Source organism: uncultured Thalassolituus sp. (assembly GCF_950066645.1).
Taxonomy (GTDB): Bacteria; Pseudomonadota; Gammaproteobacteria; order Pseudomonadales; family Oceanobacteraceae; genus Thalassolituus.
In genome coordinates, this window is sequence record NZ_CATMFB010000005.1 from 70,750 (window position 1) to 91,592 (window position 20,843).

The window sequence follows — 20,843 nt, forward strand, 5'->3', positions numbered from 1 at the left end:
GTCGGATGACAGTTCTTCAGGCAAGCCAACGATCGTATGCAAAATAGCAGCCCCAGAACACCAGTATGCCGAACATCCATATCAACACGGCGATGAGGCTGACATAAAGCACTTTTGCATAAGCAATAAGCCACGAAGGAACGTCCAGATATGCTTCGTTCAGGCCACGAACTTTCCCTGATGACGGCGACGCCAGTAAACGGATAAACATTACATTGCGGATGAGGTTAGCGGGAAAAGCCGAAAATACAACCACCTCTCCTGATCGGAAATATGGGGGGCAAAAGTATTTTTGCAGGAATGTTTTTGGCGTGGCCAACAAGAAACCGACAGAAATCAGTGTCCACATCCAGAAGGCCGCAAACGAGTACATCATAAGCAGAAATGCTTGCTCCAACATCACCTGCGACATACAGATCCAACTCCTGTACCCGATACAAAATCGACTTTTGCACCCGTGAGATCATATGCTGCTCTTGCGCTTTTACCAGCCAGGTAACCTGCAGCAACAGTGCCTGCCGCCAATACAATTGCTGTACCCCAGCCGACTGGATTTGATACAAGAAACAAACCTACTGCGTAACTTCCGGCGAACCCAATAGTGGTACTTGCAAGGGTTTCAATGAAGATCTCATTCTTTTCTTTGCTTGTATCAGCATCGGCGATCTGCATACACGACGCCGCTACACCGACCCCAGTCAAAACTATGCCCCCTCGATTTGCCATCGTTGCTAACTTCTTCAACCGATCCGTATGCTCTACGATATTCGCCGTTGCTGGCACCGCACCACCTCTGGCTATACGAACCACTTCGTGAGGAGTTTTATCTCCATAAAGTAGTTTTTCAAATGGACCGATGTTTTTACGAAACTGATCAAGTGTCAGCTTACGCTGATAGTCATACTGGTTCTTTGTAAGTTTTCCTGATCGATAATCAGCATAAAGCTCACTCACTTTTTCGAGCAGGGCTATATTCCCCCCGCTAAGAAGGTTGCCCTGGCTACCCACAGCAACACTACCGGGAAGAGTCAGATAATTTGCATTACTCGCCAACCAACTCAAAACATAGAAATCGGGGTCACTTTCACGCGGTACTGATTGAAGTATTTGCGGCTTTGGCATAGAGAACAACGGGGAACGCTTGTCTTCAGGTACCTTACAAATTTCAGGGCCAGTTTCTACTTTCAATACCAATAGATCACCCGCAGTGATTCGATCTGGATTGGATATATGTGGATTCAATTCCATGATATCGGCGACACGTCTGTTGTACTCATTGGTTCCGAATCCGACGTTGAATAATTTCGCGAGAATCAGAGAGAGGGAATCGCCAGGCTTGACCCGGTATTCAAAATATTCGATTGGTTCTTGAGCCAGATACACGTACAAATCCTTTTGTTCGATATTATGACCAGGACTATACATGACTTTGACGAGCCAGTGTATTGCTTACAAGGTGGGCAGTACCACCCTACGGGACAACGGGCCTGCGCGGGAATGACACACTTCATATATTCCGGTTCAGGGCATCCTGCAGTCTTTTCGTATACTCAGCTTTCAGTTTGTCTGGGGCTGTCACTATGACATTGGGCGCATACGACAGCAGGTCGCGAAGCAGTTCGCGGTCGTCATTGTAAGGTAATTCGAGGTGATAGTTATCGTCCTGCCACTGCCCTTTGGCTTTGGGGTGCCATTGCTGCTGGGCGACAAGGTGGGCTGCCCCGGGCAGGAAGACCAGTTCAGCGAGATGTTTCTCGTCCCCTGAAAAGATGCCATAACTGTTGTGTAGGTGCGCTTCATTCAGATCGCGACTGAGTTCGTCGGCGGCGGCGTTGGTTTGGTAAGCGCTCCGGATACGGCTGAGCATAAAGGTGCGCAGTTCGTTGCGTTTGTGGCACCACGCGTCGAGGTACCAGTTGTCACGGTAGTAAACCAGTGTCTGGGGGCTGATATCTCGTTCGCTGATGCTCTGGTCGCTGGCAACATAGTGGATATGTAGCTGTTTGCGGTTAAACAGGGCGTCGCTCACCTGCTCGTAGATATGGGTGCTGGTCGGTCGACGTGTGCTGCTGAGTATGCGTATCCGGCGGCTGAGTTCGGTAGCATTAATCCCCCGATGTCTGAGCATCTGTTCTATCTGCTGGCGGATCGCGGTGACGTCGCTGTCTTCCTGGCCGGGCAGAATGTCGTTCAGCAGATCCAGTATGGTGACCATGCCGCGCATTTCGGCGGAGGTCATGGAGATTCCGTCCGACGCCTCTGCGCCCTCGCTCTGATAGCTGTAGCGACGTGTAGACGCATCGTAGCTGATCTGAACCCCTTGAGTACCGGTGAGTTCTGACAGTGCCGAACGCAGTTGGTCAGGGCTCGCGGCCAGACTCGTTGCCAGGTCCATTATGCTCAGGCCGTCGGGCTGTTTTTTGAGCATCCTGTGCAATTGTTGAACAAGATCGGGGGCAACCATTCCGTTCTCCGGGATTTTCGTGAGTTTTTGGGTGTCTGTATGTTGCAAAGTTCGGCACCGGGCCATACTTTAACCAACCATTAAGACCATTGAACAGAAGGAAATCTCAGGAATGATTAAGGTAATCATCGAGCGCAAGATTGCTGCGGATATGGATTCTACTTATGAGGCGGCAATCAAGAACACTCTGCGTGCGATTCTGGAAGCCCCAGGATATGTGTCTGGTGCATCGTATAAGGATGTGAAGGATGAGAGCCACCGCCTGATCATTACGAACTGGAGCAGTGTCGAAGCCTGGCAGCGTTGGGCGTCGTCGGAGTCACGTGCCAATGTGATTGCTGCGATTCAGCCGATTCTGCAGGAGCAGGAAAAGATTACCATTCTGACGGCGTAATTATTTCTGTACGGCGCTGGATCCCCGCGTGCGCGGGGATGACAACACCGTCGGCATAATCACCCTGCCCCTGCGCGGGGATGACTGACACTGTGTCATTTCCACGAAAGTGGCAATCCAGCGCCCGGCTTCTCACCCCACAATGTCTTTTACAAACTCTGCAACGGCGACCGCTGTGCTTTCCATGTGCTGTTGATGAGTAAACCCGGATGCCTTGCGCGGTTTCAGGTCGTGATTTCCGTCTTCGAGCCAATGCAGCTGTAATGCCCCATCAAGTCCGTAGCCTTCGATCTCTTCCCGCGTACCCATAGTGTCGCGAGTACCCTGTGCAATCAGGGTCGGAACATTGAGGGCTTTGAGATGTTCGGTTCTCAGCCTGTCGGGTTTGCCGGGCGGGTGAAACGGGTAGCCAAGACAGGCACAGCCCCTGATCAGTGGACTGAACAACGATCGCTGCTCTTCGTCATTTGCCAGCAACGAGGCCATCCGTCCTCCCATGCTCTTTCCGCCGATCACACAGGGGCGATCAAGCTCCCGGATCAGGTCTGCGTAATACTGAAGTAACACCGGAGCCCGGTCCGGGGGGCGTTTCTTGCCATCCTGTTCGCGTTTGAGCATGTATGGGAAGTTAAATCTGACCACATACAGCCCCTGTGCGGAGAGCATACCAGCCATCTCTGTCATGAAATCACTGCGACAGTCTGCGCCAGCGCCGTGGGCCAGTACGAAGACCGGGTTACCGGAATTTCCGTCAGTCAGAACAGTGAGTGTCATAGGCTTATCCTTTGATTTACCGGGGTATTCTGGCGTTCTGTCAACGTACGTCAAGGTTATTGAGCTGGGTCAATACTCCTGTTTATGACAGTACTACTATGCAACTGCTGCCATTCAGCCGTCAGACGGCGGTAAAATGGTCCAGGTGTTAGTAGAGGACCTGTATATGCGGTGGCATAAATTCACCGGATATAAATGAGATATATTCTTATTTGATTATCATTCACATAAAATATGCGCTAACCCGCTGTATTTATGGCACTTTTTTTACGTGGATTATTTGCAAATGAGGATGCCAGGGCCGATAATTGCGCCGATTTTTTAACCCTCAAACCCTCGCTGTTTAATGGAATCTGATCATGAGCACAGCATTTGACCATCCAGAATACAACTACAAGGTGGTAAGACAGTTTGCCATCATGACTGTTGTCTGGGGTGTTGTCGGTATGGCAGTCGGTGTCCTCATCGCTGCACAGCTGGCATGGCCTCAACTGAACTTTGACACCCCTTGGTTCTCATTCGGACGTCTGCGTCCTCTGCATACCAACGCGGTAATTTTCGCCTTCGGCGGCTGCGCCCTCTTCGCAACCTCCTACTACATCGTTCAGCGCACCTGCCACACGCGTCTGTTCTCAGACACACTGGCAAGCTTCACATTCTGGGGCTGGCAGGCAGTGATCGTGGCAGCAGCCATCACTCTGCCAATGGGTATGACCTCTACTAAAGAGTACGCGGAACTGGAATGGCCAATCGACATTCTCGTGACTCTGGTATGGGTTTCTTACGTTGTGAACTTCCTGGGCACGCTGGCTATCCGTAAAGAAAGCCACATCTACGTTGCCAACTGGTTCTTCGCAGCCTTCATGATCATGATTGCTATCCTGTACGTGGGTAACAACCTGGCAGTGCCTGTGTCACTGACCAAGTCTTACTCTGTATGGGCGGGTACCGTAGACGCCATGATTCAATGGTGGTGGGGCCACAACGCGGTAGGTTTCTTCCTGACTGCAGGCTTCCTGGGTATCATGTACTACTTCGTGCCTAAGCAGGCGGGTCGTCCGGTTTACTCTTACCGTCTGTCGATCGTTCACTTCTGGGCTCTGATCTCCATCTACGTATGGGCCGGTGCTCACCACCTGCACTACTCTGCTCTGCCAGACTGGGCGCAGACCTCAGGTATGGTTATGTCTCTGATCCTGCTGGCTCCATCATGGGGTGGTATGATCAACGGTATGATGACTCTGTCAGGCGCTTGGCACAAACTGCGTACTGACCCTATCCTGCGTTTCCTGGTGGTATCTCTGTCTTTCTACGGTATGTCTACCTTCGAAGGCCCGATGATGTCGATCAAGACGGTAAACGCGCTGTCTCACAACACTGACTGGACTATCGGCCACGTACACTCAGGCGCTCTGGGCTGGGTTGCTATGGTGTCTATCGGTGCTCTGTATCACCTGATTCCTATCATGTTTGGCCGTAAAGCTGGCGAAATGTGGTCGATCGGTCTGATCAACCTTCACTTCTGGCTGGCAACCATCGGTACCGTTCTGTACATCGCTGCGATGTGGGTCAACGGCATCATGCAGGGCCTGATGTGGCGTGCAGTAAACGAAGACGGCAGCCTGAAGTACAGCTTCGTTGAGTCTGTTGAAGCGTCTCACGGTGGTTATGTTGTACGTGTACTGGGCGGTGCGTTCTTCCTGACCGGTATGCTGATCATGCTGTTTAACGTTTACATGACTACCCGCGACGCTAAGAAAGAAGCCGCGGTAGCTGCAGCATAAGGAGTCTGGTAAATGAAGCACGAAACTATTGAAAAGAACTTGCCGCTTATGGTGGTGATGATTGTCATCGCCCTGAGCTGGGGTGGCCTGGCGGAAATCGTTCCGCTGTTCACCGACAAGCACACTATCACTCCGGCAGAAGGCCTTAAGCCTCTGACTGCACTGCAGCTGGAAGGCCGTGACATCTACATGCGTGAAGGTTGCGCGGTATGTCACACCCAGATGGTTCGTCCGTTCCGCGCAGAGACTGAGCGTTATGGTCCTCCATCTACTTCAGGCGAGCACGTTTATGAGCACCCATTCCTGTGGGGTTCCAAGCGTACTGGTCCTGACCTGGCCCGTGTTGGTGGCCGTTACTCTGACGAGTGGCACCGTGCACACCTGTACAACCCACGTGACGTAGTCCCTGAATCTGTGATGCCATCTTACCCATGGCTGTTCGAAAACAAGGTTGATGGTCGTACTACACCTCGCAAACTCGAAGCTCTGCGTATGGTTGGTGTGCCTTACACCGATGCAGACATCGAAGGCGCGAAAGAAGCGGTTGACGGTGTGACTGAAATCGAAGCTCTGGTTGCTTACCTGCAGCAGCTGGGCACTGTAGTCACTAAACGGTAATCCCATGGACATTAACGACGTGCGCGGCCTCGGATCAGTATTTGCACTGATCGCATTTCTCTCAGTCATCTGGTGGGCGTATGGCCCAAGCCGCCGCAAGCGGTTTAAAGATGATGGTGATATCCCCTTCCGGGATAACAGTGAAATGCCTGCGCGCGACGATAAAGATCGGAGTAAATAATTATGTTGAGCTCATTTTGGAGTTTCTGGGTCCAGGCGATTGTTATCGGATCCATGATTGGCTGCGGCCTTCTGATCCTTTATACCTCTAAGGGTCAGCGCAAAGATGAAACTACCGACCAGACGACTGGTCACTCGTACGACGGTATTGAAGAACTGGACAACCCGCTGCCACGCTGGTGGGTATTCATGTTCTGGGGCACCATCGTTTATGGTTTTGGTTACCTGCTGGTTTACGGCCTGGCAAACTTTGACGGTATCGGCAAAGTCACTGTCGATGGCGAAGAAGTAACCTGGACAGCAACTAACCAGTGGAAAGCAGAAGTACAGGCGTTCGACGAGAAAGTTGCACCTCTGTATGCAGAATACCTGGCAACTCCGGTTGCTGAACTGGCTAAGAACGAAGCTGCTCTGCAGACAGGTCAGCGTCTGTTTAAAAGCTACTGTGCTGTATGTCATGGCTCCAATGCTATGGGTGCTCAGGGCTTCCCGAACCTGACCGACCACGACTGGCTGTACGGCGGCGAAGCGGACACCATCAAACAGACCATCATGTACGGTCGCCAGGGCGCAATGCCTGCCTGGGGCGCTGCACTGGGTGATGAAGGTGTGAAAGACATGGCTCAGTACGTTCGCAGCCTGTCTGGTCTGGAGCACGATGCTGAAGCCGCTGAAAAAGCAGCACCTAAGTACCAGCAGCTGTGTGTTGCCTGTCACGGTGCAGAAGGTAAAGGTATGCAGCTGGTTGGTGCACCTAACCTGACCGACGAAATCTGGCTGTATGGTGGTTCTACCAAGCAGATCGAAACGACTCTTCGTTACGGTCGTGCCGGTAAGATGCCTGCACAGGCTGAGATCCTGGGCGAAGAAAAAGTCCACGTGCTTTCGGCATACGTTTATTCTCTGTCTCAGGACAAATAATCGGTCGGGGGCTCCGCACCCCGCCTGATCTGGATTACTTGAGCCAGAGCAATAAACACAGAAAAAGCGGCCCACGGGCCGCTTTTTTTGTCCCGGCAAGTCAGCAAAAACTATATAATCAGATCGTTATATAAATCGTTGCCCTGCTCTGTCTGGCAACATTCCGGTCGCAGCCACATGGTGATAGGTAGTTATGAGCGAGATCCCGGTCAAAGACGTCACTCCAAAACCTGAAAAGTCTTCCGAAACGGTCAATATGTATCAGAAGCGCGAAAAGATTTATGTGCGCGAAATTGAGGGACTTTTTCAGAAAATCCGTACCTGGTCCCTGTGGGCTCTGATGCTGGGCTACTTTGGTACGGCCTGGCTTGACTGGGGAGACCGTCAGGCGGTTCTCTTCGACCTGCCTGCCCGTCAGTTTCATATATTCAACGTTACCTTCTGGCCGCAGGATTTTATGCTGCTGTCTTGGGCGCTGATTATCTGTGCCTTCGGCCTGTTCACTATCACCAACTTTGCCGGCCGGGTCTGGTGTGGCTACACCTGTCCTCAGTCAGCGTGGTCGTTTATTTTCATGTGGATTGAAGAGCGTGCCGAGGGCTCCCGCAATGCACGCATCAAGCTCGATAAAGAGCCCCTGAGCGCAACCAAAGTACGCAAGAAGGCAATCAAACATATCGGCTGGTTGATTGTCGCGTTCTGGACGGGTGTGACGTTTGTGGGCTACTTCACGCCGATCCGCGAATTAGTGCCGGATATTTTCACCTTCGGCGACATCGGTAGTTGGGGCCTGTTCTGGATTGGCTTCTTCACCGTGGCGACCTACGTAAACGCAGGTTGGATGCGCGAACAGGTGTGCATCTACATGTGCCCATACGCACGCTTCCAGTCGGTGATGTATGACACCGATACACTGGCCGTCTCGTATGACTTCAATCGTGGTGAGCCACGCGGCAAGCGTTCCAAAAAAGCAAAGGCCGAAGGTGATACCAACCAGCTCGGTGACTGTGTTGATTGCTCTCTGTGTGTTCAGGTCTGTCCGACCGGTATTGATATCCGCGACGGCCTGCAGTACCAGTGTATTGGCTGTGCGCTCTGTATTGACGCCTGCGATTCGATCATGGAAAAGCTCGATAAACCGAAGGGCCTGATCCGCTACACCACTGAAAATGAACTCGAAGGCAAGAAAACCCATATTCTGCGCCCCCGCCTGTTTGGTTACGCAGCGGCGCTGATCATTATGATTGGTGGTCTGGGTTATTCGATTGTCAGCCGTACGCCTTTTGAACTTGATATTGAACGCGACCGCGGCCGCCTGTATCAGCTCACGGTGAACGACACGATCCAGAACGCCTATACACTGAAATTAATGAATATGTCCCAGGAGGCGCACACCTATATTCTGAGCGTCGAAGGACTGGATGGACTTCGCCTGCTCGGTAATACCGAGTATTCCCTGGACGTTAACCAGCTTCACGAAACAACGATTAACCTGGAGATTGACCCGGAAGAAACCCGGATGTCTGCCAGTAAAGCCAATATCGAATTCGTGATCACCAATAAAGAAACCGGCGAAGAAGTGACCCGGGAAGAAAGCCGCTTTATTGCCCCACGGGCATAACGTACTTCCTGACACTTTGCAGCTGGAGCTGTTGCGCCTGAGTCGTTAAACTTGGGCGCAATTTTTTTACTTTTCCGGATACTGAGCATGACGAGCGAAAAGCACACTCCCTGGTACAAAGAACCCATGATGTTGATTGTCGCAGGCGTGCCCTTCGCAGCGGTGATCTGGGGTGGAGTTATGCTCTCTCTGGCACTCGACAGCAAAGATTCTCTGGTCAGCAACAGCTACTACAAAGACGGCATGAGCTACACCCAGGACAAGCGCTTTCATGAAGAAGCCCGTCGCCTGAACGTACGTGGTGAAATCGTCTTTACTGAAAGCGAAATCATTGTAGATATCAGTGGTGACATGCCTGAGCTGCCTTCGTCGCTGCAGCTGCAGCTGATTCACCCGACGCTTGAAGAACGTGACACCACACTCTTCCTGCAACAGACGCCTGACGGCCACTACGTGACAGCGAATGATATGACGTTACCGCAGAAGCGGAACATCTGGCTGACCAGCCCGGATCAGGAATGGCGTGTCACAGCCCTCAGCATGATTGAAGCTGGTAAGAAGATTCAGACCGTTATTCCATGACCTCAGCCGAATCCTGCTTCCATTGTGGAGAGGCACTGAAGGCCGGACAACGCTGGACAGCAACCATCAATGGCAACGACGAACCTATGTGCTGCCCCGGCTGCAAAGCCGTGGCCGAGACCATCGTTGCTTCCGGGCTCAAAGACTACTACCGACACCGTACAGAACTCCCCCAGCTTTCTCCCGCCACTGAAGACGACGAAGTGCTTACCGCACGGGAATCTCTCGCACTGTATGACAGCGCAGCCCTGCAACGGCAGTTTGTCGCCTCCGAAGGTACCGCCCGGGAAGCGACTCTGGTCATTGATGGCATCAGTTGCGCAGCCTGTGGCTGGCTGATTGAGCACAGGGTTAACCAGCTCAATGGCGTCGAGCGCGCCACGCTGAACCTGTCGAATCACCGCCTGGTGATACGATGGCAGGCCGACGACATTGCGCTCTCTCAGGTGTTTGAGGCCATCTACCGGCTGGGTTACAAAGCGGCCCCCTTCTCTGCCACAGAAGACGACGCCCGCCGTGACCGCGAGGGCAAACAGGCGGTGCGTCGCCTGGCAGTCGCCGGCATTGGCATGATGCAGGTAATGATGCTGGCGGTGCCTCTCTATGCTGGCATGGCACAGCAGTATGAAATTTTTATGCGCTTCGCCTCGATGATACTGACCCTTCCGGTTGTACTTTTCAGCGCACGTCCGTTTTTCGATGCCGCTATCCGCGACCTGAAGTCCCGCCACCTGACGATGGATGTCCCGGTTTCTCTGGCCATTATTCTCGCGTTTGGAGCCAGTATCTGGAGTACATTCAATCAGGGAGTCGAGGTGTACTTTGACTCCGTCTGCATGTTTACCTTCCTGCTGCTTCTTGGCCGCTTTCTGGAAATGCGGGCGCGCCACCGGATGGGCAAGGCCGGCAATAACCTGATGACCCTGCTGCCTAATGTGGCGCTTAAAACCGGCAGCGACGGAGAGACTGTTATCGCCGCGGAAGATATCTGTCGCGGAGACCGCCTGTTACTCAAGCCAGGCTACCCGGTGCCTGCCGATGGCATAGTGATCAGCGGCCATAGCACGGTCGATGAATCTGCCCTGACCGGCGAATATATGCCCGTCACAAAAGCCCCCGGCGATCGCCTGATCGGCGGCACCATGAACGTTGAAAGCCCCTTAACTATGGAAGTCACCGACACAGGGGCAGACGCACAGTTGTCGACCATTGTACGCCTGATGGACCGGGCACAGCAGGAAAAGCCCAAAGTCGCTCTGATTGCCGACAGTATCGCCAGCCGCTTTGTTGCTGCGGTATTGATCATTTCTGGCTCGGTGTTTGGCTACTGGGCGTTTCAGGGGAACGACCACGCGTTTTTCATCGCGCTCTCCGTACTGGTTGTCACCTGCCCCTGTGCGCTCTCTCTGGCCACGCCGACAGCGCTGACCGCGGCCACCACCGCACTGCGTGAACAGGGGCTGTTGATCAGCAAAGGACACGTGCTCGAGACCCTGCAGCGCGTTGATCGCGTGGTCTTCGATAAAACAGGTACCCTGACCCTGGGCCACCTGTCATTGTCAGAAGTGCGGCCACTTGGCGAGCTGAGTACAGATGAGCTGACCCGCGTGATTGCCTCACTGGAAGAACATGCCAGCCACCCCATCGCACGGGCTTTCCGGCAATTCAGCCGCCTGCCTGCCGATGATATCCAGCATCACCCGAGTCAGGGTGTCAGCGGACAGGTCGCTGGCCGGCACTATCGCTTCGGCCGGGCAGATTTCGCCTGCCAGAATCCACCCGCAATTCCACCGTCTGATACCGGACAATGGTTACTGCTCGCCAGCGATGATCAGCCTCTCGGCTGGTTTCTGTTAAATGATTCAGTCAGGCACAGTGCAGCCCCGCTGGTTGCTCACCTGCAGTCTCAGGGAATCCGTGTCGCTTTGCTGACCGGCGACCCTTCCCGCTCGGCAGATCAGGTGGGCAAAGATCTTAATATCGAGGACGTCCGGCTGGGTCTCAGCCCGGAAGACAAGCTCGCGATTGTCCGTCAGTGGCAGTCAGAGGGCGAAACCGTCCTGATGGTCGGGGATGGAATTAACGACGTGCCGGTACTTGCTGGCGCCGATGTCTCGCTGGCCGTCAATGATGCCACTGATCTGGCGAAAACTAATGCCGATACTCTGCTGACCAATGGCCGGCTGGAAGTCATCGCCGATGCCCTGAACGTCTCAGGCAGAACCCGCAGTGTTATTCGCCAGAACATCGGCTGGGCGTTACTATATAACCTGATTGCGTTACCGCTGGCAGCCGCGGGCCTTGTGCCGCCCTGGGCTGCAGCCATCGGCATGTCATTCAGTTCACTTCTGGTGGTTCTGAATGCACTGCGCCTGACGCGACGCCCGAAGCATCACACCATTGAGACCTGAGCATGGATATTATTTACGTACTGGTTCCGCTATCTATTCTGTTGCTGACGGTCGCTGTTGCGATCTTCTTCTGGGCAGTAAAAGGCGGCCAGTATGACGATCTTGACTCGCCCGCCCATAAAATTCTGTTCGATGATGATGAGCATCTGATCCAACGGAAAGACGCCCCAACAGACACCTCTGATAAAGACGCATGACCGAACCGCTGTCGTTTGTCACCGCCATTTTTCTCGGGCTATTCGGTGCCAGCCATTGTCTGGTGATGTGCGGAGGCATTGCTGCTGCCGCCGGCCAGGCAGACACTGCTCATCGGGTCCGGGGCGCCCTTATGTTCAATCTGGGGCGCATTTTCAGTTATACACTGGCCGGTGGAATCGTCGGCACGCTCGGTCTCTGGCTCTCTGAACTGCATACCCAGATGGGGCTTTTCCTCCGCACACTTGCCGGGCTGATGCTGATACTTATGGGGTTATACATTGCCCGCTGGGCCATGTGGCTGACCCGCATTGAACAAATTGGCAAAGGGATCTGGTCGGTCGTTCAACCCCATGCTCAGAAACGCCTCGGTCGCTCCGATCCCGTCAGTCAGCTGACGTTGGGGGCGCTTTGGGGCTGGCTGCCCTGTGGCCTGATCTACAGCACACTCAGTTGGGTTGCCGCGATAGGCGATCCTGCCAGTGGGGCTCTGGCAATGTTCGGCTTTGGTCTGGGGACACTGCCCGCCATCTTTTCTGCCAGCCTGGCATCCGCGTTTATCATGGGGCTTATTAACCGTTCTGTTATCAGGGTTATTGCCGGCGCATTACTGATCGGTTATGGTGTCGTCACTCTGATTTCTGTCTGGCAGCCTCAGCTCCTGGCGTTCTGATACTGCCTTCCTTTTCTGTGGAGTAGTTATGAAGACAACTGCTGCAACGCCCCTGCGTGGCGCCCAGCCTCACTGTCAGACCTGTTCTCTGAACGCTCTGTGTCTGCCGTTATCTCTCAGCGAAAACGATATGGAACGACTCGACGATATTATCCGTCGCGGACGTCCGATCCAGAAAGGTCAGCTGCTTTTTCAGCAGGGTGAAGAATTTCAGTCGGTATTCGCAGTCCGTACCGGGGCACTGAAGACCTACACACTGGCAAGTAATGGTGAAGAGCAGATTACCGGCTTTCATCTGGCCAGTGAGCTGATCGGCCTGTCTGGCTATGACGCCGGAGCGTATCCGCTGACGGCCAAGGCGCTCGAAACTACGACGGTGTGCGAAATTCCGCTGCAGCAGCTCGATCATCTGGCCGATGAACTGCCGGATCTGCGCAAGCAGCTGATGCGTACCATGGGCACAGAAATCCGCCACGACCAGAATATGATGCTGTTGCTGAGCAAAAAGAATGCAGAAGAGCGCGTTGCCTCTTTTCTTCTTGATATCTCACAGCGGTATCAGCGCCGCGGGTTCTCATCGACGCATTTCCGCCTGCCGATGTCACGGGTAGACATCAGTAACTACCTCGGCCTTGCCGTTGAGACCATCAGTCGCGTGTTTACCCGCTTCCAGAAGAATGAACTGATCGAAACTCAGGGCAAAGAAATCATCCTGACGGACCTCGATTCACTCTATGAACTTGCAGGTCTGGCCCGCGCACACGACAAGTGCTTCAGCGAGTAAGCCGCTTTCAGGCAGAGCCAGCGCTCTGCCTGCCTCTCTCACCTCCTTACCTCGCATACCCCATCGTATTTTCTTCCTGTACTGGCCTCAGAAATGAGAAGTCGGTCAATCCTGGCAAATAAATCGGGAAAGTCGCGAACTCTGTCACTAACATTAATGCAAGAGGTATGTATTTTGCCTCTATAGAGTTAACGCGTCAGAGTGTCGTCACAGAGGTTGTTATGGGTATCGATGCTGAAGACTTCCGGATGTTCGTCATCCGCCCCACCCTGCAGAAACTGGGTGTGTCTGGAACCGCAGCAGAACTTCTGTTGCTTGGCACGGCTGCCGCAGAATCGTCCCTGGGTGCGTTCTTTAAATCCGAGGGGCAACGGACATCAGGCATCTATCGCATGCATGGCCTGACGCACCGACACATCTGGGATGACTATCTTGCCAGCCGGCCAGAACTTGCCAGTACGGTACGGGGGATCGCCAGCCAGCATGAGTTTCTTTCTAACCCGCATGCCGAACTGACGACCAATCTGAGCTACGCAACGGCGGTGGCCTGGCTCGCGTATGTCCGCCACCCTGAGTTCACTTTGCCAGACGCACCAACGCCGCGTCAGCTCGCTCAGCTCTGGAAGCATTGCTATCACCCCCGTGATGATCTGAGTGTTGAAGACTTCGTTGAGCGCTTCGATAGCCTGATAGAACCCAGCAACGCAGCTGCCTGAGACTGAGCGACTCCCCTGTCATGACGGTTTCTCTCAGGCCGCCATTCTGATATAAAGCAGCCCGGAATTACGGGGTGTACTATGTCTGAAGCCAATACCGGCGCCGCCATGAATGTGGCCGAGCGCAAAGCCAAAACAGAATTCAACAAGCTGCAGAAGCGTCTGCGTCGCAACGTCGGCAAAGCGATCGAAGACTACAGCATGATTGAGGATGGCGATAAGGTCATGGTGTGCCTGTCCGGCGGCAAAGATTCCTACACTATGCTGGATATCCTGCTTGGTCTGCAGAAAAGCGCGCCGATCAGGTTTGAGATCATCGCCGTCAACATGGATCAGAAGCAGCCGGGGTTCCCGGAGCATATTCTGCCAGCATACCTGGAAGAGCTTGGGGTTCCTTTCCATATTATCGAGAAAGACACCTACAGCGTCGTTAAAGAAATTATTCCGGAAGGCAAAACCACCTGCGGTCTGTGTTCGCGCCTGCGTCGTGGAACCCTCTACGGCTACGCCGAATCCATCGGTGCTAACAAAATCGCCCTGGGTCATCACCGCGATGACATCATCGAAACGCTGTTTCTGAATATGTTCCACGGCGGCAAACTGAAAGCCATGCCACCGAAGCTGCTCAGCGACGATAAAAAGCACGTTCTGATCCGCCCCCTGTCTTACTGCAAAGAAAAAGACATCGAAGCTTTTGCGCAGGCAAAAGAGTTTCCGATCATTCCGTGTAACCTGTGTGGCTCACAGGAAAACCTGCAACGTCAGAACATTAAGATGATGCTACAACAGTGGGAAAAAGAGCAGCCAGGGCGCAGTGAGAACATCTTTGCCGCAGTCTGTAATGTGGCGCCATCGCAATTGGGCGACCGCGAATTGTGGGATTTTAATGACCTGCAGAATCAGCAGGACAAAAGCCACCTGTTTACCCGCCTCGACGTCGTACAGGTCGACTGAGTTTCAGACACCGCCGTCCAGCTTCCGGGTGATATTGACCTGCAATTCACCCGGCCCCCGCACCAGCATATCCAGCTCATAACGACGCTCATTCACCATATCTTCACCAAAAGATTTCAGGCGACAGGCATCCCGGGCAAGGGTTGGTTGCGGCATTTCCAGTCGCAGCATTAACTGCTGATCCAATTCTTCAACGGCAAGCGTAGAGACGGCCTCTGCCGGTTCACCGGCGATGCCTTTGCGAATCCACTGTACGTACAATCCATGACTGCCATCGTCGTGCTCGCGACGGATGAGACGTATATAGCCCTCTGCCGATGGAGACTTCCATGGGCAGACCTCGGTGACGGCATCCACCCAGACGGGCATGACGTAAGCTTCCGCAAGCTCACCCGTCGCCTGTGGGGGTTGTGCTGCCACTCCCTGCGCCAGAGCACACAGACACACTGCAGATAAAAGCTTTTTCATTCAGGGCCTCCTGCCTCCAGCTTAGCAGTTTTAACTATAAGCGTTGGTCGGCACGCGTTGATCCCAGTCCGGGCGTTGGTACATGACCGCACTGATGTAATATTCGGTGTCGCCCTTGGGCAGACGTACCGTGACATCTTCATCGACCCGCTTGCCCATGAGTCCGCGCGCAAGGGGGGCATCAATACTGATATAACCGTGGGGCAGATCTATCTCGTCTTCGCCAACAATCCGGTAGCGGAGAATCTCACCCTCTTCATCTTCAAGCTCTATCCAGGCACCAAAAAAGATTTTCTCCGGGTCGGCTGGCTGGCGTTCGACAACAGTGACCTCTTCCATACGCTTCATCAGAAAGCGCAGACGACCGTCGATCTGGCGCAGGCGTTTCTTTCCGTAAATATATTCAGCATTTTCCGAGCGGTCGCCAAGTTTAGCCGCATCCGATACTTCCTGTGTCACTCTCGGGCGTTCGCGACGCCAGAGAAAATCGTGCTCGTCTTTTAACGCCTGCAGCCCTTCCGGTGTAATCAGGTGACTGCGTCTTGGTAACGGTTTTTTATTTTCTGTCATTGCGGACCATAGTTTCATCTGTTTGCAACACAGCCAATCAAGCATGTGGTTTTCCAGCACTGAAGCATACCCAATGATCAAGCGCAGCGTAAATCTGCTGACCGGCATTCTTCTGGTACTCACAGGCCTGATCATTACCCCCTTGCCTATTCCGCTTGGCCTGATTCTGGTGGTGCTGGGACTGTCTGTGCTCGTCACGGTTCTGCCCTCGCTGCGCTTCAGCCTGACGCGTCTGCGCTGCCGCTATCCGGCTATTTCGCTGAAGCTGCGCAGACTGAGCCCGAAGCTGCCCGGGTTCGCCCGCCGCCTTCTGGACCACACCGACCCCGACCACAAAGATAACCACCCGCCGGGGTGATCTGTGCTACCTTGTCCGCATGGACATCGAAACACCCCACACCGAAGAACTCAGCGAAACCGTCGGACTGCTGAGCAGCCTGCTCGCCAGCTGTCTTGCCGATGGTTCAGAGCACTCAGAGTACGACCTCATCCGCTGGCTTCAGGCACCAGAGCAGGCGATCTTCCGCGAAGACGCCCTCGCCGATACCACAACGATGTTCCGCACCCATTTTCTGGTGATGCACTGTCTGTATCGGCTGCGCAACGAATGGCTTGAGAAAGGCCGGGGCTTCCTGAGTATTACCGCCCTGCGGATCGTACTTCTGCCCCCGGACCAGCGTGGCGGCCAGGAAATTTCTGAACAGGACCCGCTTGCAGACTATTATCTTGACCTCAACGAACTGAGTACCTCAGAAGAAGACATCGACCAGTTACTGAACGATTTCTGGAAGCGCATGGTCATACCAGAAAGCTACAATGACGACCTGGCCTGCCTCGGTCTGTCAGCGCCTGCTGATAAGCAGAGTATCCGTATGCAGTACCGCAGACTGGCGATGGAACATCATCCCGACCGGGGCGGGAATCACGAAAAATTCCGGGAAATTACCGCTGCATACCAACGATTAAGGAATCACGCCTGATGCGATTATTCTTGTTTTTCTCCTGTCTGTTTGTCGGTCTGCAGGCACAGGCCGGCCTGGTGATTCTCCAGTATCACCATGTCGATGAATCCACCCCTGCGATCACCAGTGTCAGCCCTGAGGTATTCCGTTCACACATGCAACTGCTGGAAGACGAAGGCATGACCGTCGTCGATCTCGAAGATGCGATGCTCAACCTCTTAGCAGGCGAGCCGCTGCCAGAGCGCGCCGTTGCGATCACCTTCGACGACGCCTATCAGTCAATTTTTGACCATGCCTGGCCCGAGCTGAACGCCAGAGACTGGCCATTCACTGTCTTCGTGAATACCGATGCCGTCGACGGCCGTTACAGCGACATGATGGACTGGGACGCTCTGCGAACATTGCAGAAACACGGTGCACTGATCGCCAACCATACCCGCAGCCACCCTTACCTGCTTGAGGTTCCAACTGGCACAACGACCAGGGAGTGGTGGGAGAACGAAATCAACGGCGCCGAAAAGCGCATAGAGGAAGAAACAGGACGAAGCCCGAAAATATTTGCCTACCCTTATGGTGAATATACCCCGGAACTGGTCAACTGGCTCAAAAGCGAGGGATACATAGCATTCGGTCAGCAAAGCGGTGCCGTAGGCGCGACCAGTCACCCGCAGGTCATTCCGCGTTTTCCGGCATCAGGGGCCTACGCGGATACTAATACTCTGAAAACCAAACTCCACAGCCTGCCCTTTGCCATACAACCAGAGGACAGTGCCGACCCCATTCTGACCGGCAAAGCTCCGGGCCTGACCTTACATATTCCCGTTCAGGATTTTCTGCCCAGACAGCTCGCCTGCTATGCCGCCGGGGTTGGTAAACTGGCGCTGCAAACAGAAGAAGACAACGGCATTGTCGAAGTATCCATGCAACAAGACAGTCCGGTGAGGTCCGGGCGCAGCCGCTACAACTGTACCGCCCCCAGCCTCAGCCAGCCGGGCAGGTATTACTGGTATTCTCAGTTGTGGATCAACACGGACATTAAAAACCGCTGATCACAGAAGCTCCAGTCCAGACTGGTTTATGCGCTTGTCCCGCTCACGCCAATCAGGCAGGCACTCGGACATCAGTGCACGGAACCCCGGGCCATGATCAAAATGGCGCAGATGACACAACTCATGAACGACCACCAGCTCGATCAGGTCGGGCGTTAACGACATCAGCGCAAGATTAAGATTGATATAGCCTTTGCTTGACAGACTCCCCCAGCGGGTGCGCATCTGTTTCACTCTGAGGACTGGACGGGGCTTGCCGAATTTTTCAAAGAATGGCCACCAGCGATCAATCAGCTGCTCAAACTGCAGACGCGCCTCACTGCGCAGCCATTTATCCCAGGCTTTGCTGCGCTGCTCGTCGCTCCATTCTGCGGGCACCCATACCTGCTCCCGGGTGACCAGAAATTCGCCCAGCGCACTTTCGGTAAAGGGACGCTCTGACCCGTACAGCACCACACCCCGGGCCTGGCGCTGTGCCCGCTCCCGGACTGCATCACGGCGTTCTTTTACCCAGGCCTGGTTCGAGTGCACAAATGCCATAACAGAGTCTCTGTCGGTGTGCAGAGGAATACGCAGATCTATGTCACCGTCACTGGTGACCTGCAGACGCATAGTCCGCCGTCGCGAGGCTGACATGACAACACGGACGGATTCACCATCGACATCGACCCATATTTCCTGCTGGTAGGATTTTCGCTGCCCCATAAGCCTGTTAGGATTGCCCAAATTCTGGAGAATGATATGACCGACCTGAATAGTATCCCAGCACTGTCTGAAGAAGAACTGGAAACCTTAGGTACCCTGCTTGAAGACGAAGCAGAGCGTAGCGACAGTTTCGACTTTTTTGCCGTACACGGCTTTATCACTGGCCTGCTCGCCGGCCCGACCGAGTTCGAGCTGACAGCCGTGTGGGAAGGTGCATTCGATGAACAGACGGGATTCAAAAAGGATCAGAAAGAGACCCTGAGCTACCTGATGAACGGCCTGGCAAAAGAAATTCAGGCGTGGCTCGATTCCGGTCAGGATTTTCCTGTTCCGTGTGACCTGACGCTGCTCGATGACGATGGCGAACCACCACTGGAAAGCTGGGCGATGGGCTTTATGTCTGCAGTATTGCTGAACGAAGCCAGCTGGTATGCAGAACGGGAAGAGACTGTAGCACAGCACCTCTTCCCGATTATGTATGCTTCAGGCCTGTTTATGGACGAGCCGGAAATGGCGGACATTGATGAAGATGTCGAGCTTTCAGATCAGATGTGCGGCAACATCCCTGCGGCCGTCGTAGAACTCTATCTGATGCTCAACGGCGGCAACTGATCCGCCTCAGAACAGGTTAGCCACATCGTGTGGCTGCCTCACCCAGACTTCGACCCGGCTGTTTTTCTGACGGCCGTCATTGCCTTCCACATCCGCAACCGGAAGTTCAGAACCGTAGCCGGTAACCAGTTTCGGATAAACCGCTGCCTGCCGCAGTGCCCGACTGACTGCCATGGCTCTGTGCTTAGACAGCAACTGAGTCATAGTCTCATTACCGCGGCTATCACCGAATCCAAGCAGGATGACTTCAGCTTCAGGATAGTCGGAAACAAACTCCAGCAGGCGGTCCACATCACGCTGAGCCTTGTTATCAAGGCGGGCGCTGCCTTCTTCAAAACGGAAGTTCACTGTCAGCCGGTACGCCCCTTCGGTGGTTTTGCGGATCTGATCCGGTAACTGAGCCTGATAGGCTGGTTTTACTGCCGTCACCGACTGAGATACAAACCCTACTTCTGCAACCTGCTCCTGCCCCTCGTGCGCAGCAAACTCAAGGAAGTCTCTGACATACGCGTTCGCCGGGCGTCCCGCCGTGTACAGATACAGGCGACGTGAAAGCGCATAGTCTTCGGTGGCCACGGTCAGCTTCTCAGGGAAGAGCCCTGCTGCCTGCCCCGCGGAAACCGCAATCGCGCGGGCATTACGCACTGACGCCAGGCCGACAAAGCCCACGGCTCCGGGCGTCACTGATACCCGGTCGGACAGATCATTGTTTGACTCAAAGCGTGGAGTCCCCTCACGCAGTGCTGCACTGCCCAGCACCATGTGGCGGAAGCTGTCCCAGGTGCCGGAATTTTCATCACGCGCAAACACCGAGACGGGTTCATCCAGACCACCCAGTTCTTTCCAGTTTGAAATTCTGCCGGTGAACAGATCGCGGATCTGCGTCACCTGTAGCTGCTGCAGCGGGTTTTCCGGATGAACGATGATCGCCAGACCATCAATACCTACTACATGCTCACTCTCCGCCGAAGACAGATTGACGGCAGGCATGGCAGCCTGCTCTTTGTCTTTGACCGGGCGCGAAGCCGCTGCGATATCTGTGGCGCCCTGAGCAAGCGCCTTAAAGCCCGTGCCCGAGCCATGAGCGGCGATATCCACATAAATATGAGCCGACACTACCGGCACATATCCACTGATACGGACTTCGTTTCCACCACCGTTACTGACGCTCTGAACCTGCTCAGCCCCACGACTGACCATCCAGGACTTAACCAGTGCCGGAGCAAGCTCGGCCCCGATGGTGTTGGAGCCATCAATCCGGAAAAGCTTCTCGTAATAACCAGCAGAAAGCTCCGAGAAGAGTTCCTGCGCCTGTACAGCGCCAGAAACCAAGAGAAGTGTCAGAAAAGCCGGGCGGAGTATTTTTTTCATTAGCGGGTACTGCCTTATTCACCGCGCGACACACT

Annotated in this window: 25 protein-coding genes; 17 read left to right on the forward strand and 8 right to left on the reverse strand. The window is 54.1% G+C overall.

Annotated elements, in window-relative coordinates; all coding sequences use genetic code 11:
* Positions 1-16 precede the first annotated feature (16 nt).
* From Q1L85_RS05970 to Q1L85_RS05980, 3 genes are all read right to left on the reverse strand, one after another.
* Positions 17-412 (reverse strand): hypothetical protein, encoded by a 396-nt coding sequence (locus Q1L85_RS05970; RefSeq protein WP_300432578.1) that lies wholly within the window; start codon positions 410-412, stop codon positions 17-19.
* Entirely contained in the window at positions 400-1,383 is a 984-nt protein-coding gene (locus tag Q1L85_RS05975; RefSeq protein ID WP_300432580.1) for a LysM domain-containing protein, read from the reverse strand. Before Q1L85_RS05975 ends, Q1L85_RS05970 begins: the two co-directional genes overlap by 13 nt.
* A gap of 124 nt (positions 1,384-1,507) precedes the next feature.
* Positions 1,508-2,464 carry a WYL domain-containing protein gene (locus tag Q1L85_RS05980; protein WP_300432582.1) on the reverse strand — a complete coding sequence of 319 codons (957 nt, stop codon included), beginning with the start codon at positions 2,462-2,464 and terminating at the stop codon, positions 1,508-1,510.
* A gap of 112 nt (positions 2,465-2,576) precedes the next feature.
* On the opposite strand from Q1L85_RS05980, the gene Q1L85_RS05985 reads away from it, so the two are divergent.
* The gene (locus Q1L85_RS05985; RefSeq protein WP_300432584.1) at positions 2,577-2,858 is read left to right on the forward strand and encodes an antibiotic biosynthesis monooxygenase family protein; all 282 of its coding nucleotides are present in this window, start codon (positions 2,577-2,579) and stop codon (positions 2,856-2,858) included.
* 132 nt (positions 2,859-2,990) lie between these two features.
* Here the strand turns inward: Q1L85_RS05985 and Q1L85_RS05990 are convergent, their stop codons facing one another.
* Positions 2,991-3,632, reverse strand: a complete 642-nt coding sequence (locus Q1L85_RS05990; RefSeq protein ID WP_300432586.1) for an alpha/beta fold hydrolase — start codon at positions 3,630-3,632, stop codon at positions 2,991-2,993.
* A 359-nt stretch (positions 3,633-3,991) separates the two neighbouring features.
* On the opposite strand from Q1L85_RS05990, the gene ccoN reads away from it, so the two are divergent.
* The 12 genes from ccoN (at position 3,992) to ttcA (ending at position 15,071) form a co-directional block, all read left to right on the forward strand.
* On the forward strand, positions 3,992-5,416 hold the full coding sequence (gene ccoN / locus Q1L85_RS05995) for a cytochrome-c oxidase, cbb3-type subunit I (RefSeq protein WP_300432588.1): 1,425 nt from the start codon (positions 3,992-3,994) through the stop codon (positions 5,414-5,416).
* 12 nt (positions 5,417-5,428) lie between these two features.
* Entirely contained in the window at positions 5,429-6,034 is a 606-nt protein-coding gene (ccoO, locus tag Q1L85_RS06000; RefSeq protein ID WP_300432590.1) for a cytochrome-c oxidase, cbb3-type subunit II, read from the forward strand.
* Positions 6,035-6,038: 4 nt separating this feature from the next.
* Entirely contained in the window at positions 6,039-6,215 is a 177-nt protein-coding gene (locus tag Q1L85_RS06005) for a cbb3-type cytochrome c oxidase subunit 3 (protein ID WP_300432592.1), read from the forward strand.
* 2 nt (positions 6,216-6,217) lie between these two features.
* Positions 6,218-7,135 (forward strand): cytochrome-c oxidase, cbb3-type subunit III, encoded by a 918-nt coding sequence (ccoP, locus tag Q1L85_RS06010; protein ID WP_300432594.1) that lies wholly within the window; start codon positions 6,218-6,220, stop codon positions 7,133-7,135.
* Positions 7,136-7,328: 193 nt separating this feature from the next.
* Positions 7,329-8,756, forward strand: a complete 1,428-nt coding sequence (ccoG, locus tag Q1L85_RS06015; protein ID WP_300432596.1) for a cytochrome c oxidase accessory protein CcoG — start codon at positions 7,329-7,331, stop codon at positions 8,754-8,756.
* A gap of 87 nt (positions 8,757-8,843) precedes the next feature.
* The gene (locus tag Q1L85_RS06020) at positions 8,844-9,338 is read left to right on the forward strand and encodes a FixH family protein (protein WP_300432598.1); all 495 of its coding nucleotides are present in this window, start codon (positions 8,844-8,846) and stop codon (positions 9,336-9,338) included.
* The gene (locus Q1L85_RS06025) at positions 9,335-11,749 is read left to right on the forward strand and encodes a heavy metal translocating P-type ATPase (RefSeq protein ID WP_300432600.1); all 2,415 of its coding nucleotides are present in this window, start codon (positions 9,335-9,337) and stop codon (positions 11,747-11,749) included. The genes Q1L85_RS06020 and Q1L85_RS06025 overlap by 4 nt, the downstream gene beginning before the upstream one ends.
* 2 nt (positions 11,750-11,751) lie before the next feature.
* On the forward strand, positions 11,752-11,946 hold the full coding sequence (ccoS, locus tag Q1L85_RS06030) for a cbb3-type cytochrome oxidase assembly protein CcoS (RefSeq protein ID WP_300426908.1): 195 nt from the start codon (positions 11,752-11,754) through the stop codon (positions 11,944-11,946).
* On the forward strand, positions 11,943-12,617 hold the full coding sequence (locus tag Q1L85_RS06035; RefSeq protein ID WP_300426909.1) for a sulfite exporter TauE/SafE family protein: 675 nt from the start codon (positions 11,943-11,945) through the stop codon (positions 12,615-12,617). The genes ccoS and Q1L85_RS06035 overlap by 4 nt, the downstream gene beginning before the upstream one ends.
* A 28-nt stretch (positions 12,618-12,645) precedes the next feature.
* Positions 12,646-13,401, forward strand: a complete 756-nt coding sequence (gene fnr, locus Q1L85_RS06040) for a fumarate/nitrate reduction transcriptional regulator Fnr (RefSeq protein WP_300426910.1) — start codon at positions 12,646-12,648, stop codon at positions 13,399-13,401.
* Between the two features lie 221 nt (positions 13,402-13,622).
* Positions 13,623-14,117: a hypothetical protein gene (locus Q1L85_RS06045; RefSeq protein WP_300426912.1), complete on the forward strand. Its 495-nt coding sequence runs from the start codon at positions 13,623-13,625 to the stop codon at positions 14,115-14,117.
* 81 nt (positions 14,118-14,198) lie between these two features.
* Positions 14,199-15,071, forward strand: a complete 873-nt coding sequence (ttcA, locus tag Q1L85_RS06050) for a tRNA 2-thiocytidine(32) synthetase TtcA (RefSeq protein ID WP_300426914.1) — start codon at positions 14,199-14,201, stop codon at positions 15,069-15,071.
* Between the two features lie 3 nt (positions 15,072-15,074).
* Here ttcA and Q1L85_RS06055 read toward each other — a convergent pair whose 3' ends face one another.
* Positions 15,075-15,539 carry a hypothetical protein gene (locus Q1L85_RS06055; protein ID WP_300426915.1) on the reverse strand — a complete coding sequence of 155 codons (465 nt, stop codon included), beginning with the start codon at positions 15,537-15,539 and terminating at the stop codon, positions 15,075-15,077.
* A gap of 30 nt (positions 15,540-15,569) precedes the next feature.
* Complete coding sequence (gene greB / locus Q1L85_RS06060; protein ID WP_307726800.1) at positions 15,570-16,154, reverse strand: transcription elongation factor GreB; 585 nt, start codon at positions 16,152-16,154, stop codon at positions 15,570-15,572.
* A gap of 28 nt (positions 16,155-16,182) precedes the next feature.
* On the opposite strand from greB, the gene Q1L85_RS06065 reads away from it, so the two are divergent.
* Genes Q1L85_RS06065 through Q1L85_RS06075 form a run of 3 tightly spaced genes read left to right on the forward strand, consistent with a single transcriptional unit; the run spans position 16,183 to position 18,120 of the window.
* Positions 16,183-16,467 carry a PGPGW domain-containing protein gene (locus Q1L85_RS06065; protein ID WP_300426917.1) on the forward strand — a complete coding sequence of 95 codons (285 nt, stop codon included), beginning with the start codon at positions 16,183-16,185 and terminating at the stop codon, positions 16,465-16,467.
* Positions 16,468-16,486: 19 nt separating this feature from the next.
* The gene (locus tag Q1L85_RS06070; protein ID WP_300426919.1) at positions 16,487-17,089 is read left to right on the forward strand and encodes a DNA-J related domain-containing protein; all 603 of its coding nucleotides are present in this window, start codon (positions 16,487-16,489) and stop codon (positions 17,087-17,089) included.
* Positions 17,089-18,120 carry a polysaccharide deacetylase family protein gene (locus tag Q1L85_RS06075; protein WP_300426920.1) on the forward strand — a complete coding sequence of 344 codons (1,032 nt, stop codon included), beginning with the start codon at positions 17,089-17,091 and terminating at the stop codon, positions 18,118-18,120. The genes Q1L85_RS06070 and Q1L85_RS06075 overlap by 1 nt, the downstream gene beginning before the upstream one ends.
* On the opposite strand, the gene Q1L85_RS06080 is transcribed toward Q1L85_RS06075, so the two are convergent.
* The gene (locus Q1L85_RS06080; protein ID WP_300426921.1) at positions 18,121-18,825 is read right to left on the reverse strand and encodes a SprT family zinc-dependent metalloprotease; all 705 of its coding nucleotides are present in this window, start codon (positions 18,823-18,825) and stop codon (positions 18,121-18,123) included. It lies immediately after the preceding gene.
* A gap of 36 nt (positions 18,826-18,861) precedes the next feature.
* On the opposite strand from Q1L85_RS06080, the gene Q1L85_RS06085 reads away from it, so the two are divergent.
* Positions 18,862-19,437 (forward strand): YecA family protein, encoded by a 576-nt coding sequence (locus Q1L85_RS06085; protein WP_300426922.1) that lies wholly within the window; start codon positions 18,862-18,864, stop codon positions 19,435-19,437.
* A 6-nt stretch (positions 19,438-19,443) separates the two neighbouring features.
* Here Q1L85_RS06085 and Q1L85_RS06090 read toward each other — a convergent pair whose 3' ends face one another.
* On the reverse strand, positions 19,444-20,808 hold the full coding sequence (locus Q1L85_RS06090) for a phosphate ABC transporter substrate-binding/OmpA family protein (protein WP_300432605.1): 1,365 nt from the start codon (positions 20,806-20,808) through the stop codon (positions 19,444-19,446).
* Positions 20,809-20,843: the final 35 nt, after the last annotated feature.